Here is an 18,222-nt window from a genome sequence, read left to right as displayed (position 1 = left end):
TCCATGCCCCATCCCGCCCCCCAGCGTCGCTCCGCCCGCGCCGTGCTCGGCTTCACCGGCACGCTCGCGGCCGCCGCCCTCGCCCTCACCGCCTGCGCCGGCAACGGCCCGGAGAACGCGCCCAGCACGACGACGGCCCCCGCCTCCACCACGGAGTCCGCCGCGTCGCAGTCCCAGGGCTCGGGTGCTGAGGCCACCGCCGCCTCCTCGGTCTCCGAGGCGGACCGCGTGGACCCCACCAAGACCACCGAGGTCTCCAGCGTGAGCCCGCGTGTGCTGTTCTCCCACGACGAGGGCCTCTCCCTCGTGGACCCCGCCACCGGCAAGATCATCCACGAGCAGAAGCTCGGCGGCTTCAAGCGCCTGAACAACGCCGGCAGCGGCAAGGACGTGTTCGTCACCACCGAGAACGGCTGGGAGATCTACAGCGCCGGCATCAACGCGCAGGTCCACGGCGACCACCACCACTACTACGAGTCCGACCCCGGCATGACCGGCGTGACCTTCCCCGGCGACAAGCCCGGCCACGTGGTGGTGCACAACGGCCGCACCACCCTCTTCGCGGACGGCACCGGCGAGATCTCCACCTTCACCTCCGACCACCTGGACAAGGCCGTGCCGGACCTCGCGCCGGTCGTGGACGAGCACCGCACCGAGGAGGCCCACCACGGTGTGGCCCTCGAGCTCTCCGACGGCAACCTGCTGACCACCCAGGGCAACGAGGAGGGCCGCAACACCGTGCAGGTGCTCGAGGCCGACTCCGGCAAGGTCCTCGCGGAGACCAAGGAGTGCCCGGGCGTCCACGGTGAGGCCGCCGCGGCCCCGCACGACGGCACCGACGTGGTGGTGCTCGGCTGCGAGAACGGCCCCGTGATCTACCGCGACGGCAAGTTCCACAAGGTCCCCGTGCAGGGCGACTACTACCGCAACGGCAACCTCGCCGGCATCGAGACCTCCCCGGTGGTCCTGGGTGACCGCAAGGTGGAGGGCAAGAAGGCTGAGGGCGAGGAGACCGAGCGTCCCACCGCCGTCGACCTCATCGACGCCCACAAGGGCAGCATCACCACCGTGCAGCTGGACTCCTCCTACTGGTTCCGCTCCCTCGGGCGCGCCGAGGACGGCTCCGCCGTGGTCCTGACCTACGACGGCGACGTCACCGTGATCGACGAGGAGACCGGCAAGATCACCGCCGAGATCCCCGCGATCGCCGCCTGGAAGGAGAAGGCCGAGTGGCAGGAGCCGGGCCCGATCCTCAAGGTGGCCGGTGAGACCGCCTACGTCACGGACGCCGAGAACAAGAAGCTCGTGACCGTGGACCTCAAGGCTGGGAAGGTCGTCAAGGAGGTCGACCTTCCGTTCGCCCCGGTCGAGATGGCCGTGGTGACCGGGTACGAGGAGGCCCCGAAGGGCGCCGGTGAGCACGCCGCCGAGGACGCTCACGGCCACGAGGGCCACGATCACGCGGACGGCGCCGAGGGCCACGAGCACGAGCACGAGGCCGAGGGTCACGAGCACGAGGGCGAGGCTGGCCACACCCACTGATCGGGGCTGATGCCCTGACCGACGGTTGAGCGCCGGGACGTCTCCGGCTCACAGGACCGACGGTTTCTTCACGGGACCGACGCGAACCGCGTCGGTTCTGCGAGGGACCGTCGGTCCTGTGCGTGTGTGTCGAGATGCAGTGAAGATTTCATGGGACACGCGGTGAACTCTTCACAGAGCAAGACATTCAGCGGGGTCTGCGAAAAGTAGCCCTAGACCGCCCGCGGTGCCACCAACGTTTCCGGTCAGTACACCTAGACCCCGGCCGACTCCCGGAGAGGCGTGATGAAGCGATCGACGTCGTCGCGGCACAGGTCGCAGACCTGGCGCAGGTGATGGCGGAGGATGTGCCGACCCAGCGGGCCCGGTATGCACTGCTGCTCGAGCTCTCACCCGAAGATCCGGCCTGGTCCACGCTGAGCGGGCCGGCAGGCGTCCGCGAGGCCGTCCTCAGCCTGGCCGGGGACGCGCTGGGCCGGCTCGACATCCACGACGCCTCCGGACGGGCCCGGGAGCTGTTGGCTCTCGTGGACGGCTTGCTTTTCCGTCAGGTGGTCACTGCAGAGCCAACGCCCATCCAGCCTGTCGTCCAGACATTCATCAGAGGGCTCCCGAAGGAAAGCAGCGCTCGGCCCTGAGGTCGGCGGGTTTGGCCCTCGGCCTTCTCCGGACACGAGAGCGCCTCGGGCGATCGGAGCCTGCCTCAGCAGCCAGGTCCTGCTACCCCACCAGGCCACCGCCGTCGCTCTCGTGCGAGTCGGGGCTGACCCCCGTCGGGTGGTGGCGTGGCAGACCCGACTTCCGGCGCGTCGAGCTCAAGCGTGCCGCCGTGCCAAGTTCGGCGCAGCCACCGGTCGTGCGAGGCGACGACGACGGCGCCGGGGTAGTCCGGGATCATCGCTTCCAGCTGGGTCGCCAGCAGGAGGGACAGGTGGTTGGTGGGCTCATCCAGCAACAACACGTCTGGCGGGTCCGCGAGGAGGGCGGCCAGTGCCAGGCGACGACGCTGGCCCACGCTGAGAACATCCACCGGCCGGTCCTCATCCCGGGGTTCAAGTAGTCCGAACGTGGAGAGCGGCACCCGGTTTGCCAGGTCGAGGCCGACGAGATCCTGGTAGGCCCGCCGCGCCGTGCGGCCCGGACCTCGCCGTCTGGGGTCAGCCAGGACCACTTCCTGGGTGAGCAGTCCGGTGCGCAGGCCGCGCGGTCGGGTGATGGTGCCAGCGTCGGGGGTGAGGGACCCGGCGAGCAACGCGAGCAGGGTGGACTTGCCGGACCCGTTCGGTCCGGTGATCAGCCACTTCTCCCCGGGCCCGACGGTCAAGGAGGTCGGGGCCAGCCGGCCGGTGACGGCCACCCGAACTGCGGCGAGAGTCAGTCCCGCAGGCTGCATCGACCCGTCCGAGACGGAGGCGCCGGCACCGGCGACCGCGGTCAGTCCCGCGAAGTGGAGCTCCCGGGGAGGTTTGCGGATCTGCGTCTGCTGGAGCTCTTCCAGTCGGCTGCGGGCGTTGTTGACGCGGCGGGAGATGACCTTGGCGTTGCGGTCCGCGTAGAACTTCTTGGCCTTGCGCACTTCACTGGGTGCGCCGCGGGACGGGTTGCCGACGCTCTGGTCGCGCTCGACCTGGACAGCGAGGCGTCGCAGTTCCTCCTGTTCCTCGCGGTATTGCCTCTCCCAGCGTTCGCGGGCGTCGAGGCGGGCGTGCAGGTAGTGGGTGTAGGTGCCGGAGAAGCGGGTGACGCCGATGCCGGTGCCCGTGCCGTCTCCGATCAGCGGTCCGGTCACCGCGTGGGGGATGGGCGAGGGGTCGAGGTCGATGAGGGAGGTGACGGCCTCGTCGAGGAAGGCGCGGTCGTGGCTGGCCAGCAGCACGGGGCCGTGCCAGTCGGCCAGCACCGCGCACAGGTGGGCGGTGGCGGCATCGTCCAGGTGGTTGGTCGGCTCGTCGAGCAGGAGCACGTCCGGCTGAGATAGCAGCAGCCAGGCAAGGGAGAGGCGGGAGCGCTGCCCGCCGGAGAGTGCACCGGTGGGCCGGTCACGGGGCAGGGTCGCCAGGCCCAGGCCGTGGAGCATCGCGTCCACGCGGGCGTCGACGTCCCAGACCCGGAGCCGTTCAGCTATGTCCAGGGCGCGGGCGTAGGCGTCGGCCAGGGCGGCAGCGTCCTCGGGGGCGTCCGCCAGCGCGGCGGCAGCATGGTCGACGTCGGCCGCCGCCCGCCTGGTCGGGGCGATCGCATCCTCGAGCGCTTCGGCCACGGTGGCGGAGGCATGGAACGGCGGCTCCTGGTGGAGCAGGCCGATGCGGGCGGGGCCGCCGGGCGCTATCGCGGTGACGGTGCCGGCGTCGGGATCGGTGAGTCCGGCAATCACGCGCAGCAGGGAGGACTTGCCGGAGCCGTTCTCCCCGATGAGGCCGACGGGGCCGGTGGCGGGGACGGTGAAGCTCACGTCGGTGAGGACGCGGCGGTCACCGTAGGAGAGGGAGATGCCGTCGACGCGCAGGTGCGCAGAGGCCAGCGAGTTCTTTGCGGTCATGGTGATCCTCGGTCCATGGGCCGAGAGGGGCCCAGGGGATTCCCGCCGGGCAGGGGCCTCGGACACGGGACGGCGACGGATCAAGAACGCATGGCGGCACGCTAGCACACCGAGGCGTCGCGGGGCAGTTGAAACATAGAGGCGCGTCTAAGAAATCTTCGCTGCATCTCGACAGCGTATGAATCAAATTGGCGCGTTTTGGAACTCTTCGCTGCATCTCGACAGTGTGGGAGGCTGCACGCCGACACATGACCGGGCGCGGAAGCGCCTCCGCTAGACTCCTGAACACTGTTCAATCGCTCTGCGCCGCACACGCGCAGTGCCCTCGTCTCGGGAGACCCCGTATGAGCTCCGCCTCGCCCCAGCCCGCCGCCGGCCAGCCGGTCGGCCAGCCCACCCCCAACGGTCACGCCTCGCAGGACCGCGCCCCGCGCACTCCCGCCCCCCACGACGGCGACCGCCGCCCCGTGCGCGGCTCCTCTCCGGGCGCCTCGCTCGCCAAGATCGCGGTGATGGCCGCCTTCATGGCGGTGCTGGGCATGGCCCCGCCGATCCCGGTGGCGGGCATCCCGGCGCCGATCGTGCTGCAGAACCTCGCGGTGATCCTGGCCGGCGTCATCCTCGGCCCGTGGCGCGGTGCCGCGTCCATGGCCCTGTTCACCGGGCTCGTGGCGCTCGGCCTGCCCCTGCTCACGGGTGGCCGCGGCGGTCTCGGCGTGTTCGCCGGCCCCTCGGTGGGGTTCATCCTCAGCTTCACCGTGGCGGCCGCCGTCATCGGTCTGATCTTCTGGGCCATGACCGGCCGGGTGCGTCCGGGCACCACCGCCGGCCGTGTGTTCGTGGCGGCGCTCGTGGCGGGCCTGGTCGGCAGCATCGTGGTGGTGTACCTCGGCGGCATCCTTGGCTTCGTGGGCGTCGCGGGCATGACCTGGGGTGCGGCCGCCACCTCGATGCTGGCCTTCGTGCCGGGTGACCTCACCAAGGTGGTCCTCGGTGCGCTGATCGCCGCCGGCCTGTGGAAGGCCTACCCGCGCGCCTTCCGGTGAGTGCCGCCGCCATGCCCGGCCCCACCCGGCACGACGACGGCGCCCCGGCCTCCGCGCCCCGGCCCACCTCCCAGCTCGCCTCCCGTCTGGCCCCGCTGCGCGGTGGCGACCATGCGGCGGTGCTGCACCGCGCCCTCGAGGCCCGGGCCTCGGGCCGGGTGCCGCTGGTGGGGGATGAGCGCTGGTCCGAGGAGCACTGGCAGGCCTCCGTGGCCCATGCCGAGCAGCTGCTCGCGGACCTGACGGCCGACCACCCCGGCAGGGCGGCGCAGGTGGCCTGGGCCGCGTTCACTTCCGGGTCCACCGGCCGGCCGCGGGTGGTGCTGCGCACGGCCTCCTCGTGGGAGGTCGGGCATCGGCATGCTGCGCGCTGGCTGGGGCTGCGGCCGGGGGATCGGCTGCTGGTGCCGGTGCATCCGGTCTCCTCGATGGCTGTGAACGCGGCGGACCTGTGCGCCCGCACGGGGGCCGAGCTGCGGGTGCCGGGCCGGGCCCGGCTGCGGGCGGAGGACCTTGAGGCGGTGACGGCGGTGCACTGCACGCCCTCGCAGCTCGAGGATCTCTGTGACCTCATCGAGGCCCGCGCCGAGACAGGCCCCGACCCCGTCGCCCCGGCTACCTCCACAGCCCCCGCCCTGCGGGCCGCTCTCGTCGGAGGGGACCGCCTGCCGGCGGGTCTGCGGGAGCGGGCGGCCGGGCTGGGGGTGCGGGTGGTCCACTACTACGGTTCCGCGGAGGCCAGCTTCGTGGCCGTGGACCCGGACGGGACGGGCCTGCGCCCGCTGCCGGACGTCCGACTGGAGGTGCGCGCGGGCGTGCTGCACGTGCGCTCGGAGCAGACGGCCGAGCCGGACGCCACCGTCCTGGCAAGCGGCACCCCGCGCTGGAGCCCGGACGGCTGGCTGTGCACCGGGGACCGCGCCGAGATCGACGACGGCGGCGTCCTGCACCTGCGCGGCCGCGCGGACGATGCGATCCTCACCGGGGGCGCCACCGTGATCCCGGCCGAGGTGGAGGCCGAGCTGCTGCGGGCCGGCGCCTGCTCCGCGGTGCTCGTGCTCGGCCGGCCCGCCCCACGCCTGGGCAGCCTCGTGGTCGCCTACGTGGAGCCGTTCCCGGGAAGGCAGGGGCCGTCCGGGGAGGAGGTGCTCGCTGTGCTGCAGGAGCACGCCCGCCGTCACTTGCCCCCGGCCGCCAGGCCGCGCCGCTGGCACCTGGTGGACCGGCTCGAGCGCACCGGCAGCGGCAAGGTGCGCCGTCTCGCCCCGGACGCGGGCGTGGCCTCTGCTCCCGGCATCGCCCCGGACTCGGGCACCGGCCCCTCCACGGAGTCCGCCCGATGACGGCCCTGCCCCCGCTGTGGATCACCGCGGCCGCCCGCACGGCTGTCACGGGCCGTTCCCGCGCCCAGGGGCACCTGGACGTCGGCGCGTTGGCGGCTGGTCCCGTCGCCGCCGTCGCCGCGGACGCCCCCACCTCCGTGGCCGCCGTCGTGCTGGGCAACTGCACCGGCCCGGGCGGGAACCCGGGGCGGATCGCCGCGCTCGCGGCCGGGCTGGGGGAGCAAACCCCCGGCTGGACCGTGGACGCCCAGTGCGGGGCGGGCCTGGCGGGGGTGCTGCAGGCGGCCCAGCATGCGGCGTTCACGGGGCGGGCGTGCATCGGCGGCGGGGTGGAGTCGCCCTCCACGGCCCCGGTCCGTTCGCGGGACGGGGTGCCCTACACGCAGGCGCCCATGGTCCCGGCCGGGTGGCCGGACCCGGGCATGACCGCCGCCGCCGACGCCCTGGCCGCGCTCACCGGCATCGACCGGCCCCGGCAGGAGGCCTTCGCCGCGCGCTCGCACACCCTCGCCCTGGACGCCGCCGCGCTGCGCCGCGCCGAACGGGTGCCCGCCTGCCCGGGCGCGGACCCCGCCCCCGCCCCCGACGACGACGGCCCGCGCCGCCTCGACGCGCGCGCCCTGGCCCGCTTCACCCCCGTCCACCCCGACGCCGACCCGGCCACCGCCGTCACGGGTGGCACCGCCGCCCGGATCGCCGACGGGGCCGCCGCCGTGCTCGTGGTGCCCGGTCGCCCGGACCAGCCCGGACTGCCGGGCCTGCCCGGCGACGCCGGGCCCTCAGGTGCCCCGCCCGCACCGCCCTCCGCCCCGCTCACATGCGCCCCCGCACCACCCTCCGCCCACACCCCCGCCCTGCGGCCCGTGCGGATCGTCGGGGCGGAGATCACCGGCGCGGACCCGGCCCTGCCCGGCCTGGCCCCCGTGGCCGCGGTGCAGCGGGCCCTGGCCGCTGCGGGCTGGACGCTCGCGGAGGTGGCCGTGGTCGAGGTGGTGGAGGCCTACGCTGTGCAGGCGCTCGCCACTCTGGACCGGCTCGGCCTGACGGCCGCCGGCGGGGCCGCCGACACGGACCGCTGGGGTGTGGACCCGCGCGTGAACGCGGCCGGCGGGGCGCTCGCCCTCGGCCACCCCTGGGGCGCCTCGGGGGCGGCCGCGGTGGTGCGGGCCGTGCACCGGCTGCAGGACCAGGCCCCCGGCGAGCGGGCCGTGGTCGCCTGCGCGGTGGCCGGAGGACTCGGGATGACGATGCTGCTGGAGGTGACGTGAGATGAGCACAGCCGAGAGGGCCGTGACCCTGCGCGGAGTGCAGGTCACCGCCTCCGGGCCCACAGGGGAGGCCGTGCTGCTGGACGGCGTGGACCTGGACCTCACCGCCCCGCGCGTGGCCGTGGTGGGGGAGAACGGCTCCGGCAAGTCCACGCTCGCCCGCGCCGTCGCCGGCCTCGCGGACGTGCCCACCGGGGAGATCACCGTGCACGGCGTGGACGCCGTCCGGGACGTCAAGGGGCTGCGCCGCGTCGTCGGGATGGTGTTCGCCAACCCGGCCGCGCAAGCCGTGATGCCCACCGTCCGGGAGGACGTCGCCCTCACCGTGAGGTCCCTCAAGGATGGCACCGGCCGCCGCCTCAGCGCGCAGGAGGTCACCGCGCGCGTGGACGCCGCCCTGGCCGAGCACCGGCTCACCGCGCTCGCGGACCGGGCCTGCCTGTCCCTGTCCTCCGGGCAGGCGCAGCGCCTGGCCATGTGCGCGGTGATGTCCGCCAACCCCTCGCTCGTGGTGGCCGACGAACCCACCTCCCTGCTGGACGGCCGCCACCGGCGGATCATCGCGGACCGGCTCCTGGCCGCAGACGGCTTCCAGCTGCTGCTCGTCACCCATGACCTCCCCCTCGCCCGGGCCTGCGACCAGGCCGTGTGGATCCACGGCGGGCAGGTGGAACGCACCGGCCCGGCCCCGGAGGTGGTGGACGCCTACGAGGCCTTCCTCGAGGAGGCCGTGGCGGAGGAGCTCGCCTGATGCTCTCCCTCTACGTGGACGGGCACTCACCCCTGCACCGCACACCCGCCGGCCCCAAGACGGCCGTGTTCGCCCTCTGGGTGCTGACCCTGACGGTGCTGCCGCTGTCCCCGTGGACGGCCGGTGCCGCCGTCGCCGGGGCGCTCGCGGCATACCTTGTGGGGTTCGGGCTGCGCCGCGGAGCGGGGATGCTCGTGGCGGACCTGCGGGCGCTGTGGCTGTTCTACGCGCTGCTGTTCGTGGCGCAGTGGGTCTTCACGGATCTGGCCTCGGCGGCCCTGATGGTGGCGCGGGTGCTGGGCCTGGTGCTCTCCGCGCAGGTGCTCACCCGCACCACGCGGATCTCGGCGATGGCCGGCGTCGCCGAGGCGATCCTCACCCCGGTGGTGCGGATCCCCGTGCTCGGCCCGGCGCTGGCGCGGGCGGGGGTCCGCCCGGAGCGGGTGGGCCTGGCGATGGGTCTGGTGCTCTCCTCCATCGGGCACCTGCGGGCCCTGGCCGAGCAGATCCGGCAGGCCCAGGCCAGCCGGGGGGTGAAGATGGCGCCGTGGGCGTGGGTGCTGCCGCTGATGGTGCTCACCTTCAAGCACGCGGACGACGTCGGCGACGCCCTCGCCGCCCGCGGCATCGAGTAGACGGGTGCCGCTGCGCCGCCGTGCCGGCCCGCCGGGTGCGGGCGCTGATCAGGCGCGGCCGCGCCGTTCGCGTGTGAGGATGTGGGCATGACCGACGTGTCCGAGTCCTCCTTCTTCCGTCCCACGCCCGCCCGCCTCGCCTCCCTGGGGGTGCTCGTGGTGCTCACGCTCACCCTGACCGCACGCATGGTGGCCGCAGGTGGCAACGGGGTGGGCGCGTTCGTCGCCGCGCTCATAGGGTCCGTGGCGCTGCTGGCCGGCGTGTGGGCCGCACCCCTGTTCAAGGCCCAGGTGCGGGGTGGCGGGTCCCTGCTGAAGCCGTGGCTGCCGGAGTACGAGGGCCCCAAGCTCACCCAGGTGGTGGCCGGTGGCCTCGTGGCCCTGCTGGTCGGCATGTTCACGCAGGGTTCGCCCGTGGGCGGGGTGATCCTGGGCATCCTGACGGCTGTGCTGCTGGGCCTGTGGCTGCACATCCCGGGCGGCGCGGAGGACACCGCGGCCCACCCGGGCCCTGTGGAGGGCTGATCCTGGGGCACTGACCCTGCGGTACTGACCCTGGGGGGATTGATCCGCTCAGGGGTGTCCCCGTACCTAGGTACGTGTTATATCTAGGTACATGAGCGACGACGTCCCAACCGCTGCGCCCTGGCCCTCGGCCTGGGTGCGCGCCGCGCTGGAGCCGGCGATCCTCGGCGCACTCATGGGCGGACCGCTGCACGGCTACGGGATCGCCCAGACCCTCGCCGCCCGCGGCTTCGGCACGCTCCGCGGCGGCTCGCTCTACCCCGTGCTCGCGCGCCTCGAGGAGGCCGGGCACATCACCTCCCACTGGGTCGAGGGCCAGGCCGGCCCCGGCCGCAAGGACTACGCCCTCACCGACGCCGGCCGCGCCGAGTACGCCGACGCCGTCGCCTCCTTCCAGGCCCTCGGCGCCGCGCTCGCGGGGCTGGGTGCAGGGGCCGACGGCGCCGCCGCAGAGACCCTGACCGCTTCCGTTCCCCAGGAGGTCGCCCGATGAAGGACACCACCGCTCTGGTCGCCGCCCGTGCGGCCGAGGCCGACTGGCTCCGCGCGGCCGACGCCGCGCTGGCCGCCGAGGAGGTCGCCCCGGCCCATCGCCGCCGCCTGCTGGCGGAGGCGCGGGCCGTCGTCGTGCAGTCCCAGGAGGATCCGGATGAGCTCTTCGGTGCACCCCAGGAGTGGGCCGCGCGGGCGTGTGCGGATGCTGCCGAGGCCGGTGAGCCCCTGACGGATGCGCGCATCACCACCGGCGCGGATGTGCTGACGGTGGGCCTGGTCCTGGCCGGTGCGGGGGCGTTGCTGGCCTTCGTGCTCACCATCCTGAAGGACGGACTCACCACAGACCTCTCCCTCGGCGTGCTGCTGGTGCCGCTGGTGGTCGGCGTGGGTGGAATGGGCGTGCTGTGGGCGTGGGAGCGGCTGCAGCGGCACGTGCCCATGGTGGCGGCCGCCGGTGCGGCGGTCTGCCTGGCCGGCGCGCTGCTCGCGGCCCTGGCCCTGCTCATGCTGGGCCTCGGCGATGCCGGGCTCGCCTCGGGCGTTAGCTCCTTCGTGTGGCTCGGCGTCGCCGCGGTGTGCGGCGTGCTGTCCGGGGTGGCCGCCCGGGTGATCCCGGAGCGGGACGCGGATCAGGGGGCCACACCGGCCACCGACGAGGAATGGGCGGCCCGGCTCGCGTTCCTGCTCCGCTCCCGGGCGGACGTGCCCGAGCACCGGGTGGATGAGCTGGTGGCCGAGGCCCGCGCGCACGCCGCCGAGGCCGGTGCGAGCCTGGCCGAGGAGTTCGGCTCCCCGGCGTCCTACGCCGCGCGGGTGCCGCGGGACCGCGTCCATCGGGCGCGCATGACGGCGGCGCTCACCACCGTCGCAGCGGCTGCGGTGGTGGGCGCCATGGCCGGCGTCCTCGTGCCGAGGGGTGAGGCCCAGTGGTGGCACTGGCTGGTGACCGCCGGTGCCGTGGCGGTTGCGGTCCTCGCCTGGGTGGGCGTGCGTCGCGCGGCCGCAGGCCGGACTGATGAAGGAAGACAGTGATGACCCGCCGTGAACCCCCGCTGCCGGAACTGATCGACCGCTTCGCCGACGCCCGAGGCGTTCCGGAGGACTCCGAGTGGGCCTCGACGGCCGTGGGCCGCTTCCTGCTGGACGATGTCCGGGAGGAGATCATGGTGCGTGAGCTGACCGAGGCGTTGGCCGTCGTCGAGAGCACGGGGCAGGGGCCGGAGGAGCTGTTCGGTCCGGCCGTGGAGTGGGCGCGGGATCGCGCGGCGGAGGCGAGCGCAGCGGGGGAGCCGGTGCAGGACGTCGCCCCCACCTACTCCTGGCGGGGGATCCCCGGGTTCGGGCTGATCTTCGCCGCGGCCCTCTCCGTCCCGGTCGCACTGGTGTTCGGGTTCACCGACGGGTGGAGGCAGGCCTTCAGCTGGGACGTGCTGCTGGTGCCGCTGCTGCTGGGCCTGCTGATGTCCACGGTGGTCGTCTCCTGGCAGAGGTTCGTGGAGCGGTGGACCACCGTGCGTGCCGGGGCAGCGACGGCGGCGGTGGTGCTGCCCCTGGTGTTCGGCCTGGCCTGGCTGCTGCCGTGGCTGTCCGCGCAGACGGCCTTCGAGGGCTCCGCGCTGTGGTGGGTGGCCGTCGTCGCCGGCCATCTGGGTCTCGGTGCGCTCGGGTTCTGGACGTTGGTGAAGCAGAGCGGGCGGGAGACGGCCGGAGGCGCGGCGCCGCTGGACGACGACGCCTGGGCGTCCTCCGTGGCCGGCCTCCTGCGCAGCCGGCTGAGCTACGGCGACGCGCGGGCCCAGGGGATCGCCGACGAGGCCCGGGCGCACGCGGCCGCCTCCGGCCGTCCGCTGGCCGAGGAATTCGGCACCCTGCAGGACTACGCCGCCCGGTTCCGCCCGGACCGGGACCGAGCGATGCGCTGGCAGGGGATCCTGCTGACCGCCGTGGCCGTGTACTGGGTGGGGAAGCTGGTGGTGGAGCTGGTCACCCCGGGTGACGGCCCCGGGTGGTGGACCGTGGCCGGAGGGGTGCTGTTCCCGCTGCTCGCGTGGTGGGAGCGGAGGCGTGGCGGCGCGGTGACGCGGTGACGGCGCGGTGAGGTGACCGGCGTCCGGCCCGCCGGGGGTGGCTGTGCCGGCATGCGCGCTGAGCACCCCGCCTGTGGGGCACCGGGCGTGTGTTCACGGGCGGAACAGCAGGTGGGTCGGCTGATGGTCATGGTGGTCCTCGACGTGGAACCCGCCGACGCGCCGGCCCGTGCGATCGATGTACCGGTACTCGAGGTTCTGCAACCGGCTCCCGAAGCGTTCCCGAAGAGCCCCGAAGTGCTCAGCGCCGTCCACATGCCGGCACCAGGTGTGCTCTGCGCAGTAGACGTGGCAGGCGAGCGGGAAGATGAGCGCGCTGGCCACGAGATCGGCGATCTGAAGTGGCACGTGGGTGTCGCTGTGGCCGAACACGGGTGCCTCCAGCAGGTGCGGGAAGGCATCCCCGCCGGTGCGGAACCGCTGGGTGGTGATGGAGTGGACGTTGCCTTCGTTCTTCACCTTGGTGCGGGAGTCCAGGACGAGGATCCCTTCGGTGCCGGAAGCCGCCAGGGAAGCTTCCAGCGTTGTTGCCAGATGCTGGACGGCTTTCGCGTAGACGGAGGTGTCGTTCACGGGCCGCCCGGTCTCCTTGACGATGACCTTGCCGGCGAGGAGGCAGTCGTTCGCTTCCAGGAGCGACAGGGTCTTGTCCAGGATGCCCACGGCGCGACGGCGGCGCTTGCGCCCCGACGCACGCAGGTCCTTGCGGAGCGTGGCTCCCTTGATCTCATGCCGCACCAGATCGCTGAACTGCACTCTGGCCAGGCTCGGCTCGAAGGCCTTCTTCAGCTGGAGGAACCCCCAGGTCAACGACTTCGCCTTGTCAGCCGGCACGGTGACGCCTGCGAGAACGAAGACTGGAGGGGCGTCGGGGTGCTCAGGACTGCAGACAGCGGCGTCGCCGGACTCGTCGATGAAGCACATGTGGACCATGTCTCCATACAACTACGGCCACCCAAGGGTGGCCGTAGGACTCGCCGTGCTGGGCACGACTGATGCGTCAGAGACGCGTATCCATGATGTCACCCATGTGTCTACCTGACAACCAGCGCCGGCCGTGGCCCCAGTTGCCGCTCGTTGAAGGGCTGCATCGCGGCATGGCCGTGGAGACGGTGAACCTGAAGGAGGAGAGGGACGAGAGGCGCTTCGAACGCCTGCTGGCGGGGGCGGCGGAGGGTGGCCGGTGAGTAAGGTGCCGACATGGAACGCCCTCTCCTCTCCCCGCCCAAGGCCCGGCCCGGTGACCGGGTCGCGGTGGTGTCGCCGTCGTTCGCGGCCCCTGGGTTTGCGCCCGCCGTGCACGAGCAGGCGATGCGCCGACTGACCGAGGTGACCGGACTGGTGCCGGTTGAGTACCCGACCACGCGGCAGCTCGGGGCCAGCCCCGAGGCCCGGGCGCGGGACCTGAACGCGGCGTTCGCGGACCCGCAGGTCCGCGCGGTGCTGGCGAGCGTGGGCGGGGAGGACCAAATCACGGTGATCGGCCACCTGGACGCCGACGCCGTCCGACGGGACCCCAAGCCGTTCCTGGGCTAAAGCGACAACACCAACCTGCACCAGTGGCTGTGGGGCAACGGCGTGCAGAGCTTCTACGGCGGGTCCACGCAGGTGCACCTGGGGCCAGGGCCGACGGTGGATGCGGTGCACGCCGCATCCCTGCGGGCGGCGCTGCTCACGGGGGAGCGGCTGGAGATCACGGAGCCCGGAGAGTCCGAGGACCACGGCGTGGATTGGCTGGACCCGCGGGCGCTGAGCGAGTTCGGCGAGCGGGAGCCGGTGCCGGGCCCGCACGACGACGGCGCAGGCGGCCTCGGCGAGGGCGCCTCGCCGTGGCGTTGGGCCGGGCCGCAGCGCGCGGTGACCGGCCGGACGTGGGGAGGGTGCCTCGAGGTGCTGCCGTGGGTGATGGCTGCCGGGCGCGGGCCTGCGGATGTAGCGGCGCTGGAAGGCGGCGTGCTGCTGATCGAGACGAGCGAGGAGCTGCCCTCGGCCGGGGAGGTGCGGAGGCTGCTGCGCATCCTGGGGGAGCGCGGGGTGCTCGGCGCCGTGGACGCCGTGCTGGCGGCCCGCCCGCCCACGAGCTCCTTCGAAGTCCCGCGTGAGGCGGACGAGCGGGCGCGCCTGCGTATGGAGCAGGCGGACGTCGTCGTGGAGACCGTGGCGACGTACAACCCGGACGCGGTGGTGTGCGTGGGGGTGCCGTTCGGCCACACCCGGCCGCAGTGGATCCTCCCGCACGGCGGGGTGATGACCGTGGACGGTGTGGAGCGGCGGGTGTGGGCGGAGTACGGGTGAGGTGTTGATAGCCTGCGGTCCAGGAGGCGGCCAGTGAGTGAGGCCCCAGCAAACAAGGGGGTGTCATGGCCGAACCGTTGGGTCTGCGGCACGCGGCAATCACGTGGTTGGAGCAGCGCAGCTTCGACCGTCAGATCCCCTTGACGCGGGACGACATCGCGGAGTTTCGGTGGGAGGGCGGCCCGTTCCGGCTGATCCCGTCGATGCAGGGAATCTGGAAGCCGCGGGGCTTCGAGGCGACGTTGTCCATCGTGACGACCTATCGCGCACCCGGGCAAAAGCGTCCCTATGAGGACGAAGTCGGCGCCGACGGACTGATCCGCTACAAGTGGCGTGGGGATAATCCGCAGCATGCCGAGAATGTGGGGCTTCGGCGGGCCATGCAGTTGAGACTGCCCATCATCTGGTTCATCGGCATTGGTGGGAAGCCGCCGGAGTACCAGGTGGTGGCACCTGTCTACCTGCTCGCTGAGGAACCCGAGCATCAGCAGTTCGTCATGGCCCCGGTGGCGGATGAAGATTTCGCCGTGGAGGAGTTTGACGAGGGGCTGGCGGTTCCTGCCCTCAAGCGTTATCTCATGCGCCAGACGAAGGTGCGGTTGCATCAGCCGGTATTCCGCTCCACCGTGCTGCTGGCTTACGAAAACCACTGCGCGGTGTGCAACCTGGCGCATCCTGAGCTGCTGGATGCGGCACACATCGTGGGCGACAATCACGAGCTGGGTACTCCGACCGTCGGCAACGGCATGGCTCTGTGCAAGATTCACCATGCGGCGTTCGACCGGCGGTTCCTGGGGATTCGTCCGACCGCCCGCACGCCCGTCGTCGAGATTCGCCAAGACCTTCTCGATGAGGTGGACGGCCCGATGCTGCGCCACGGCCTCCAGGACTTGCACGGCAAGCCGCTCATGATGGTGCCCAAGGCGCGGCGGGACCGGCCCGACAACGAGAAGCTCGCCTGGGCATACGAACGCTTCCTCACGGCGACGGTGGCGGACGTGGCCTGAGGGGTCTCGCTCGTCATGCGGTCCCTCCCATCGTCTCGTTTCCCGAACGGAAGCGTCCGGTGGATCTCCCGTTTCTCGAACGGGAGTGTTCCCGGCACCTCCCGTTTCTCGAACGGAAGTGCTGGGGGTCAGCGCTTGCGGTACAGGCCCTTCTTCTGGAACACCGGGTCGCTCGTCACCAGCATGCCCAGGGAGCGGAAGATGCCCTCGTCCACGGAGCCGAGGATCGTCGTCGTGTGTACGTCACAGCCGGCCAGCTCGGCCAGGGAGTCCATCGCGCGGCGTGCGTTCGCGTCGGTCGCGGCGGATACGGACAGTGCGATCAGCACCTCGTCCGTGTGCAGGCGCGGGTTCCTCGACCCCAGGTGCACGGTCTTGAGCGTCTGGATCGGCTCGATCGCCGCAGGGGAGAGCAGGTGCACCCCGTCCTCGATGCCGGCCAGCACCTTCAGCGCGTTCAGCAGCATCGCCGCCGAGCAGCCCAGCAGCTCGGAGGTCTTGCCCGTCACCAGGGTGCCGTCCGCCAGCTCGACGGCGGCCCCCGGCTCCCCGGTACGCTCGGCCACCAGCTGCGCCGCGCCCACCACGGGGCGATCCTCAGAGGTCAGCCCCAGCTTGGACATCACCAGCGCCACCCGCTCGGACTCGGTGCTGTCCGCGCCCTCGATGGCCTCCTTCACCTGCGCCTTGTAGTAACGGCGCACGATCTCCTGCTCGGCCGCCCGCCGGCACACCGCGTCGTCCACAATCGCCGCGCCAGCCATGTTCACGCCCATGTCCGTGGGGGACTTGTACGGAGACTCACCCGTCACCTTCTCCAGCAGCGCGGACAGCAGCGGGAACACCTCCACATCCCGGTTGTAGGAGGTCACATGCTCCCCGTAGGCAGCCAGGTGGAACGGGTCAATCAGGTTGATGTCGTCCAGGTCCACCGTGGCGGCCTCGTAGGCGGCGTTCACGGGGTGCTCGAGCGGCAGGTTCCAGATGGGGAAGGTCTCGAACTTCGCGTAGCCGGCCGGGATGCCCCGCTGCCGGTCGTGGTACACCTGGCTCAGGCAGGTGGCCAGCTTGCCGGAGCCCGGGCCCGGCGCCGTCACGACGACGAGGTCCCGCGTGGTCTCCGACCACTCGTTCCGGCCGAAGCCCTGCTCCGAGACGATCGTCGCCATCGCGTGCGGGTACCCGGGGATCATCCGGTGCCGGGCCACGCGCAGGCCAAGCCGCTCAAGCTTGTCCAGGAACGCCAGGGCCAGGTGGTTGGAATCCTCCAGCTGGGTCACCACCACATGCTCCACGAGGAAGCCGCGCTCCCGGAACACGTCCACGAGGCGCAGCACGTCCTCCTCGTACGTGATGCCCAGATCCGCGCGGACCTTGTTCCGCTCCAGGTCCTTCGCGTTGAAGCACACCAGGATCTCGGTCTCGTCCTTGATGCGGTCCAGCATCGCGATCTTGTTGTCCGGGGCGAACCCGGGCAGCACACGGGAGGCATGGAAGTCGTCGAAGAGCTTGCCGCCCATCTCCAGGTAGAGCTTGCCGCCGATCTGACGGCGGCGCTCCTGGATGTGCTGGGACTGCAGCTCGATGTACCGCTCCCGGTCGAAACCGATCGGGCGGCTCGCCCGCGGCGCGGGGGCGTTCTCGGGGGCCATGGTGCGGGAGCTGTCAGCGGTGCCGGTCATGGACCTCCAGCCTACCCGTTCACCCCTCCTCAGGCTCGTCGAAGGAGCGGGTGCGCCCGGTGCGGATGTCCGTGACATCCATGACGCCCGTCGCCGGGTGCAGCGTCACCGACTGGTGCGAGGCCGGGTCCACCACCGTGATCGCCTGCGTGTCCGGGTTGTAGTCCTCCACCACCACCTGGTCCTCGAACTCCTCCCGCGGCCCGAACGCCGCCGGGCCCCGGTCCCGGCGCCCGGCCCGCAGACGGGTGCCCCTGCCACGGATGGGCACGGCCCGGCGCGCGGCCGCCACCTGCGCCTGGCGGGCCAGCCGCCGCAGCCGGGCCAAGGACTCGGCGTCCTGGGAGATGTCCGCGCCCACGAACCGCCACCCGCGCCTGTACGCCACCATGCGCACCGTGAAGATCAGTGCGGCGATCAGCGTGCCCGAGAGCGCATTGAGGCCCCCATGCGTGGCCGCGAACTCCGCCAGAGCCGCCCCCAGCACCGCCGGCACCACGTAGATGCCGCGGGGGTCGAAGATCGAGGGCACCTCGTTCGCCACGATGTCCCGCAGCACCCCGCCGCCCAGAGCCGCCACCGAGGCGACCACCACCACGGACACCGGGTGCAGCCCCATCCCGTGGGCGATCATCACACCGGACACCGCGAACAGGGCGAGCCCGGCGGCGTCGAACACGGTGATGGTCAGGTTCAGTCGGTTCGGGTGCAGCGCCTTCACGTACACCAGCAGGGACACCAGCGCCGGCGGCGCCAGGTACAGCGGGTTCTCCAACGACGCCGGCACACCCCGGTCCAGCAGGATGTCCCGGGTGAAGCCCCCGCCCAGGCCGGCCAGCACGGACAACGTCAACGAGCCGACGAAGTCGAAGTCCTTGCGGGCGGCCAGCAGCGCCCCCGACACCGCGAAGAAGAAGATGCCCACGAGGTCCAATGCCGTGACGAACCAGGGCAGGTCCGCCAGGCTCGAGAGGAACGACTGCAGATCCACCGGGCTCCTTCAGCTG

Annotated in this window: 16 protein-coding genes and 1 pseudogene; 13 read left to right on the top strand and 4 right to left on the bottom strand. The window is 72.4% G+C overall.

The window, feature by feature from the left end:
• Positions 1-3 precede the first annotated feature (3 nt).
• Together SPI96_RS03710 and SPI96_RS03705 are read left to right on the top strand one after the other, a co-directional pair.
• Positions 4-1,542, top strand: coding sequence for a hypothetical protein (locus tag SPI96_RS03710; RefSeq protein WP_321081022.1), 1,539 nt, complete (start codon positions 4-6; stop codon positions 1,540-1,542).
• Positions 1,543-1,727: 185 nt separating this feature from the next.
• The gene (locus SPI96_RS03705; protein ID WP_414601902.1) at positions 1,728-2,180 is read left to right on the top strand and encodes a hypothetical protein; all 453 of its coding nucleotides are present in this window, start codon (positions 1,728-1,730) and stop codon (positions 2,178-2,180) included.
• A gap of 65 nt (positions 2,181-2,245) precedes the next feature.
• Here the strand turns inward: SPI96_RS03705 and SPI96_RS03700 are convergent, their stop codons facing one another.
• Positions 2,246-4,081, bottom strand: a complete 1,836-nt coding sequence (locus SPI96_RS03700) for an ABC-F family ATP-binding cassette domain-containing protein (RefSeq protein WP_321081020.1) — start codon at positions 4,079-4,081, stop codon at positions 2,246-2,248.
• A gap of 344 nt (positions 4,082-4,425) precedes the next feature.
• Between SPI96_RS03700 and SPI96_RS03695 the strand changes: the two genes are divergently transcribed.
• The 9 genes from SPI96_RS03695 to SPI96_RS03655 all read left to right on the top strand — a co-directional run bounded on the left by SPI96_RS03695 (position 4,426) and on the right by SPI96_RS03655 (position 12,231).
• Positions 4,426-5,127 (top strand): biotin transporter BioY, encoded by a 702-nt coding sequence (locus SPI96_RS03695; protein WP_321081019.1) that lies wholly within the window; start codon positions 4,426-4,428, stop codon positions 5,125-5,127.
• A gap of 11 nt (positions 5,128-5,138) precedes the next feature.
• Entirely contained in the window at positions 5,139-6,470 is a 1,332-nt protein-coding gene (locus SPI96_RS03690; RefSeq protein ID WP_321081018.1) for a fatty acid--CoA ligase family protein, read from the top strand.
• Entirely contained in the window at positions 6,467-7,738 is a 1,272-nt protein-coding gene (locus SPI96_RS03685; RefSeq protein ID WP_321081017.1) for a thiolase C-terminal domain-containing protein, read from the top strand. The genes SPI96_RS03690 and SPI96_RS03685 overlap by 4 nt, the downstream gene beginning before the upstream one ends.
• A gap of 1 nt (position 7,739) precedes the next feature.
• Positions 7,740-8,489, top strand: a complete 750-nt coding sequence (locus SPI96_RS03680; protein ID WP_321081016.1) for an ABC transporter ATP-binding protein — start codon at positions 7,740-7,742, stop codon at positions 8,487-8,489.
• The gene (locus SPI96_RS03675; protein WP_321081015.1) at positions 8,489-9,124 is read left to right on the top strand and encodes an energy-coupling factor transporter transmembrane component T; all 636 of its coding nucleotides are present in this window, start codon (positions 8,489-8,491) and stop codon (positions 9,122-9,124) included. The genes SPI96_RS03680 and SPI96_RS03675 overlap by 1 nt, the downstream gene beginning before the upstream one ends.
• Positions 9,125-9,211: 87 nt before the next feature.
• Complete coding sequence (locus SPI96_RS03670; protein WP_321081014.1) at positions 9,212-9,649, top strand: hypothetical protein; 438 nt, start codon at positions 9,212-9,214, stop codon at positions 9,647-9,649.
• Positions 9,650-9,740: 91 nt separating this feature from the next.
• Entirely contained in the window at positions 9,741-10,142 is a 402-nt protein-coding gene (locus SPI96_RS03665; RefSeq protein ID WP_321081013.1) for a PadR family transcriptional regulator, read from the top strand.
• Positions 10,139-11,176, top strand: coding sequence for a hypothetical protein (locus SPI96_RS03660; RefSeq protein WP_321081012.1), 1,038 nt, complete (start codon positions 10,139-10,141; stop codon positions 11,174-11,176). Before SPI96_RS03665 ends, SPI96_RS03660 begins: the two co-directional genes overlap by 4 nt.
• A complete protein-coding gene (locus SPI96_RS03655; protein ID WP_321081011.1) occupies positions 11,176-12,231 on the top strand; it encodes a hypothetical protein in 1,056 nt (351 codons plus the stop codon). The genes SPI96_RS03660 and SPI96_RS03655 overlap by 1 nt, the downstream gene beginning before the upstream one ends.
• A 93-nt stretch (positions 12,232-12,324) precedes the next feature.
• Here the strand turns inward: SPI96_RS03655 and SPI96_RS03650 are convergent, their stop codons facing one another.
• Positions 12,325-13,164: a DUF3800 domain-containing protein gene (locus SPI96_RS03650; protein WP_321081010.1), complete on the bottom strand. Its 840-nt coding sequence runs from the start codon at positions 13,162-13,164 to the stop codon at positions 12,325-12,327.
• Positions 13,165-13,431: 267 nt separating this feature from the next.
• Here SPI96_RS03650 and SPI96_RS03645 point away from each other — a divergent pair.
• Together SPI96_RS03645 and SPI96_RS03640 are read left to right on the top strand one after the other, a co-directional pair.
• Positions 13,432-14,526 (top strand): annotated as a pseudogene (locus SPI96_RS03645) (S66 family peptidase).
• A gap of 65 nt (positions 14,527-14,591) precedes the next feature.
• Complete coding sequence (locus SPI96_RS03640) at positions 14,592-15,533, top strand: HNH endonuclease (protein ID WP_321081009.1); 942 nt, start codon at positions 14,592-14,594, stop codon at positions 15,531-15,533.
• Between the two features lie 128 nt (positions 15,534-15,661).
• Here the strand turns inward: SPI96_RS03640 and SPI96_RS03635 are convergent, their stop codons facing one another.
• Both SPI96_RS03635 and SPI96_RS03630 read right to left on the bottom strand, forming a co-directional pair.
• Complete coding sequence (locus tag SPI96_RS03635) at positions 15,662-17,215, bottom strand: DUF1846 domain-containing protein (protein ID WP_321081008.1); 1,554 nt, start codon at positions 17,213-17,215, stop codon at positions 15,662-15,664.
• 19 nt (positions 17,216-17,234) lie between these two features.
• Positions 17,235-18,206, bottom strand: a complete 972-nt coding sequence (locus SPI96_RS03630; protein ID WP_321081007.1) for a trimeric intracellular cation channel family protein — start codon at positions 18,204-18,206, stop codon at positions 17,235-17,237.
• Between the last annotated feature and the right edge of the window lie 16 nt (positions 18,207-18,222).

This window comes from Micrococcus sp., from assembly GCF_034179925.1.
Lineage (GTDB): Bacteria > Actinomycetota > Actinomycetes > Actinomycetales > Micrococcaceae > Micrococcus.
This window is presented reverse-complemented; position numbering and strand designations above follow the sequence as displayed.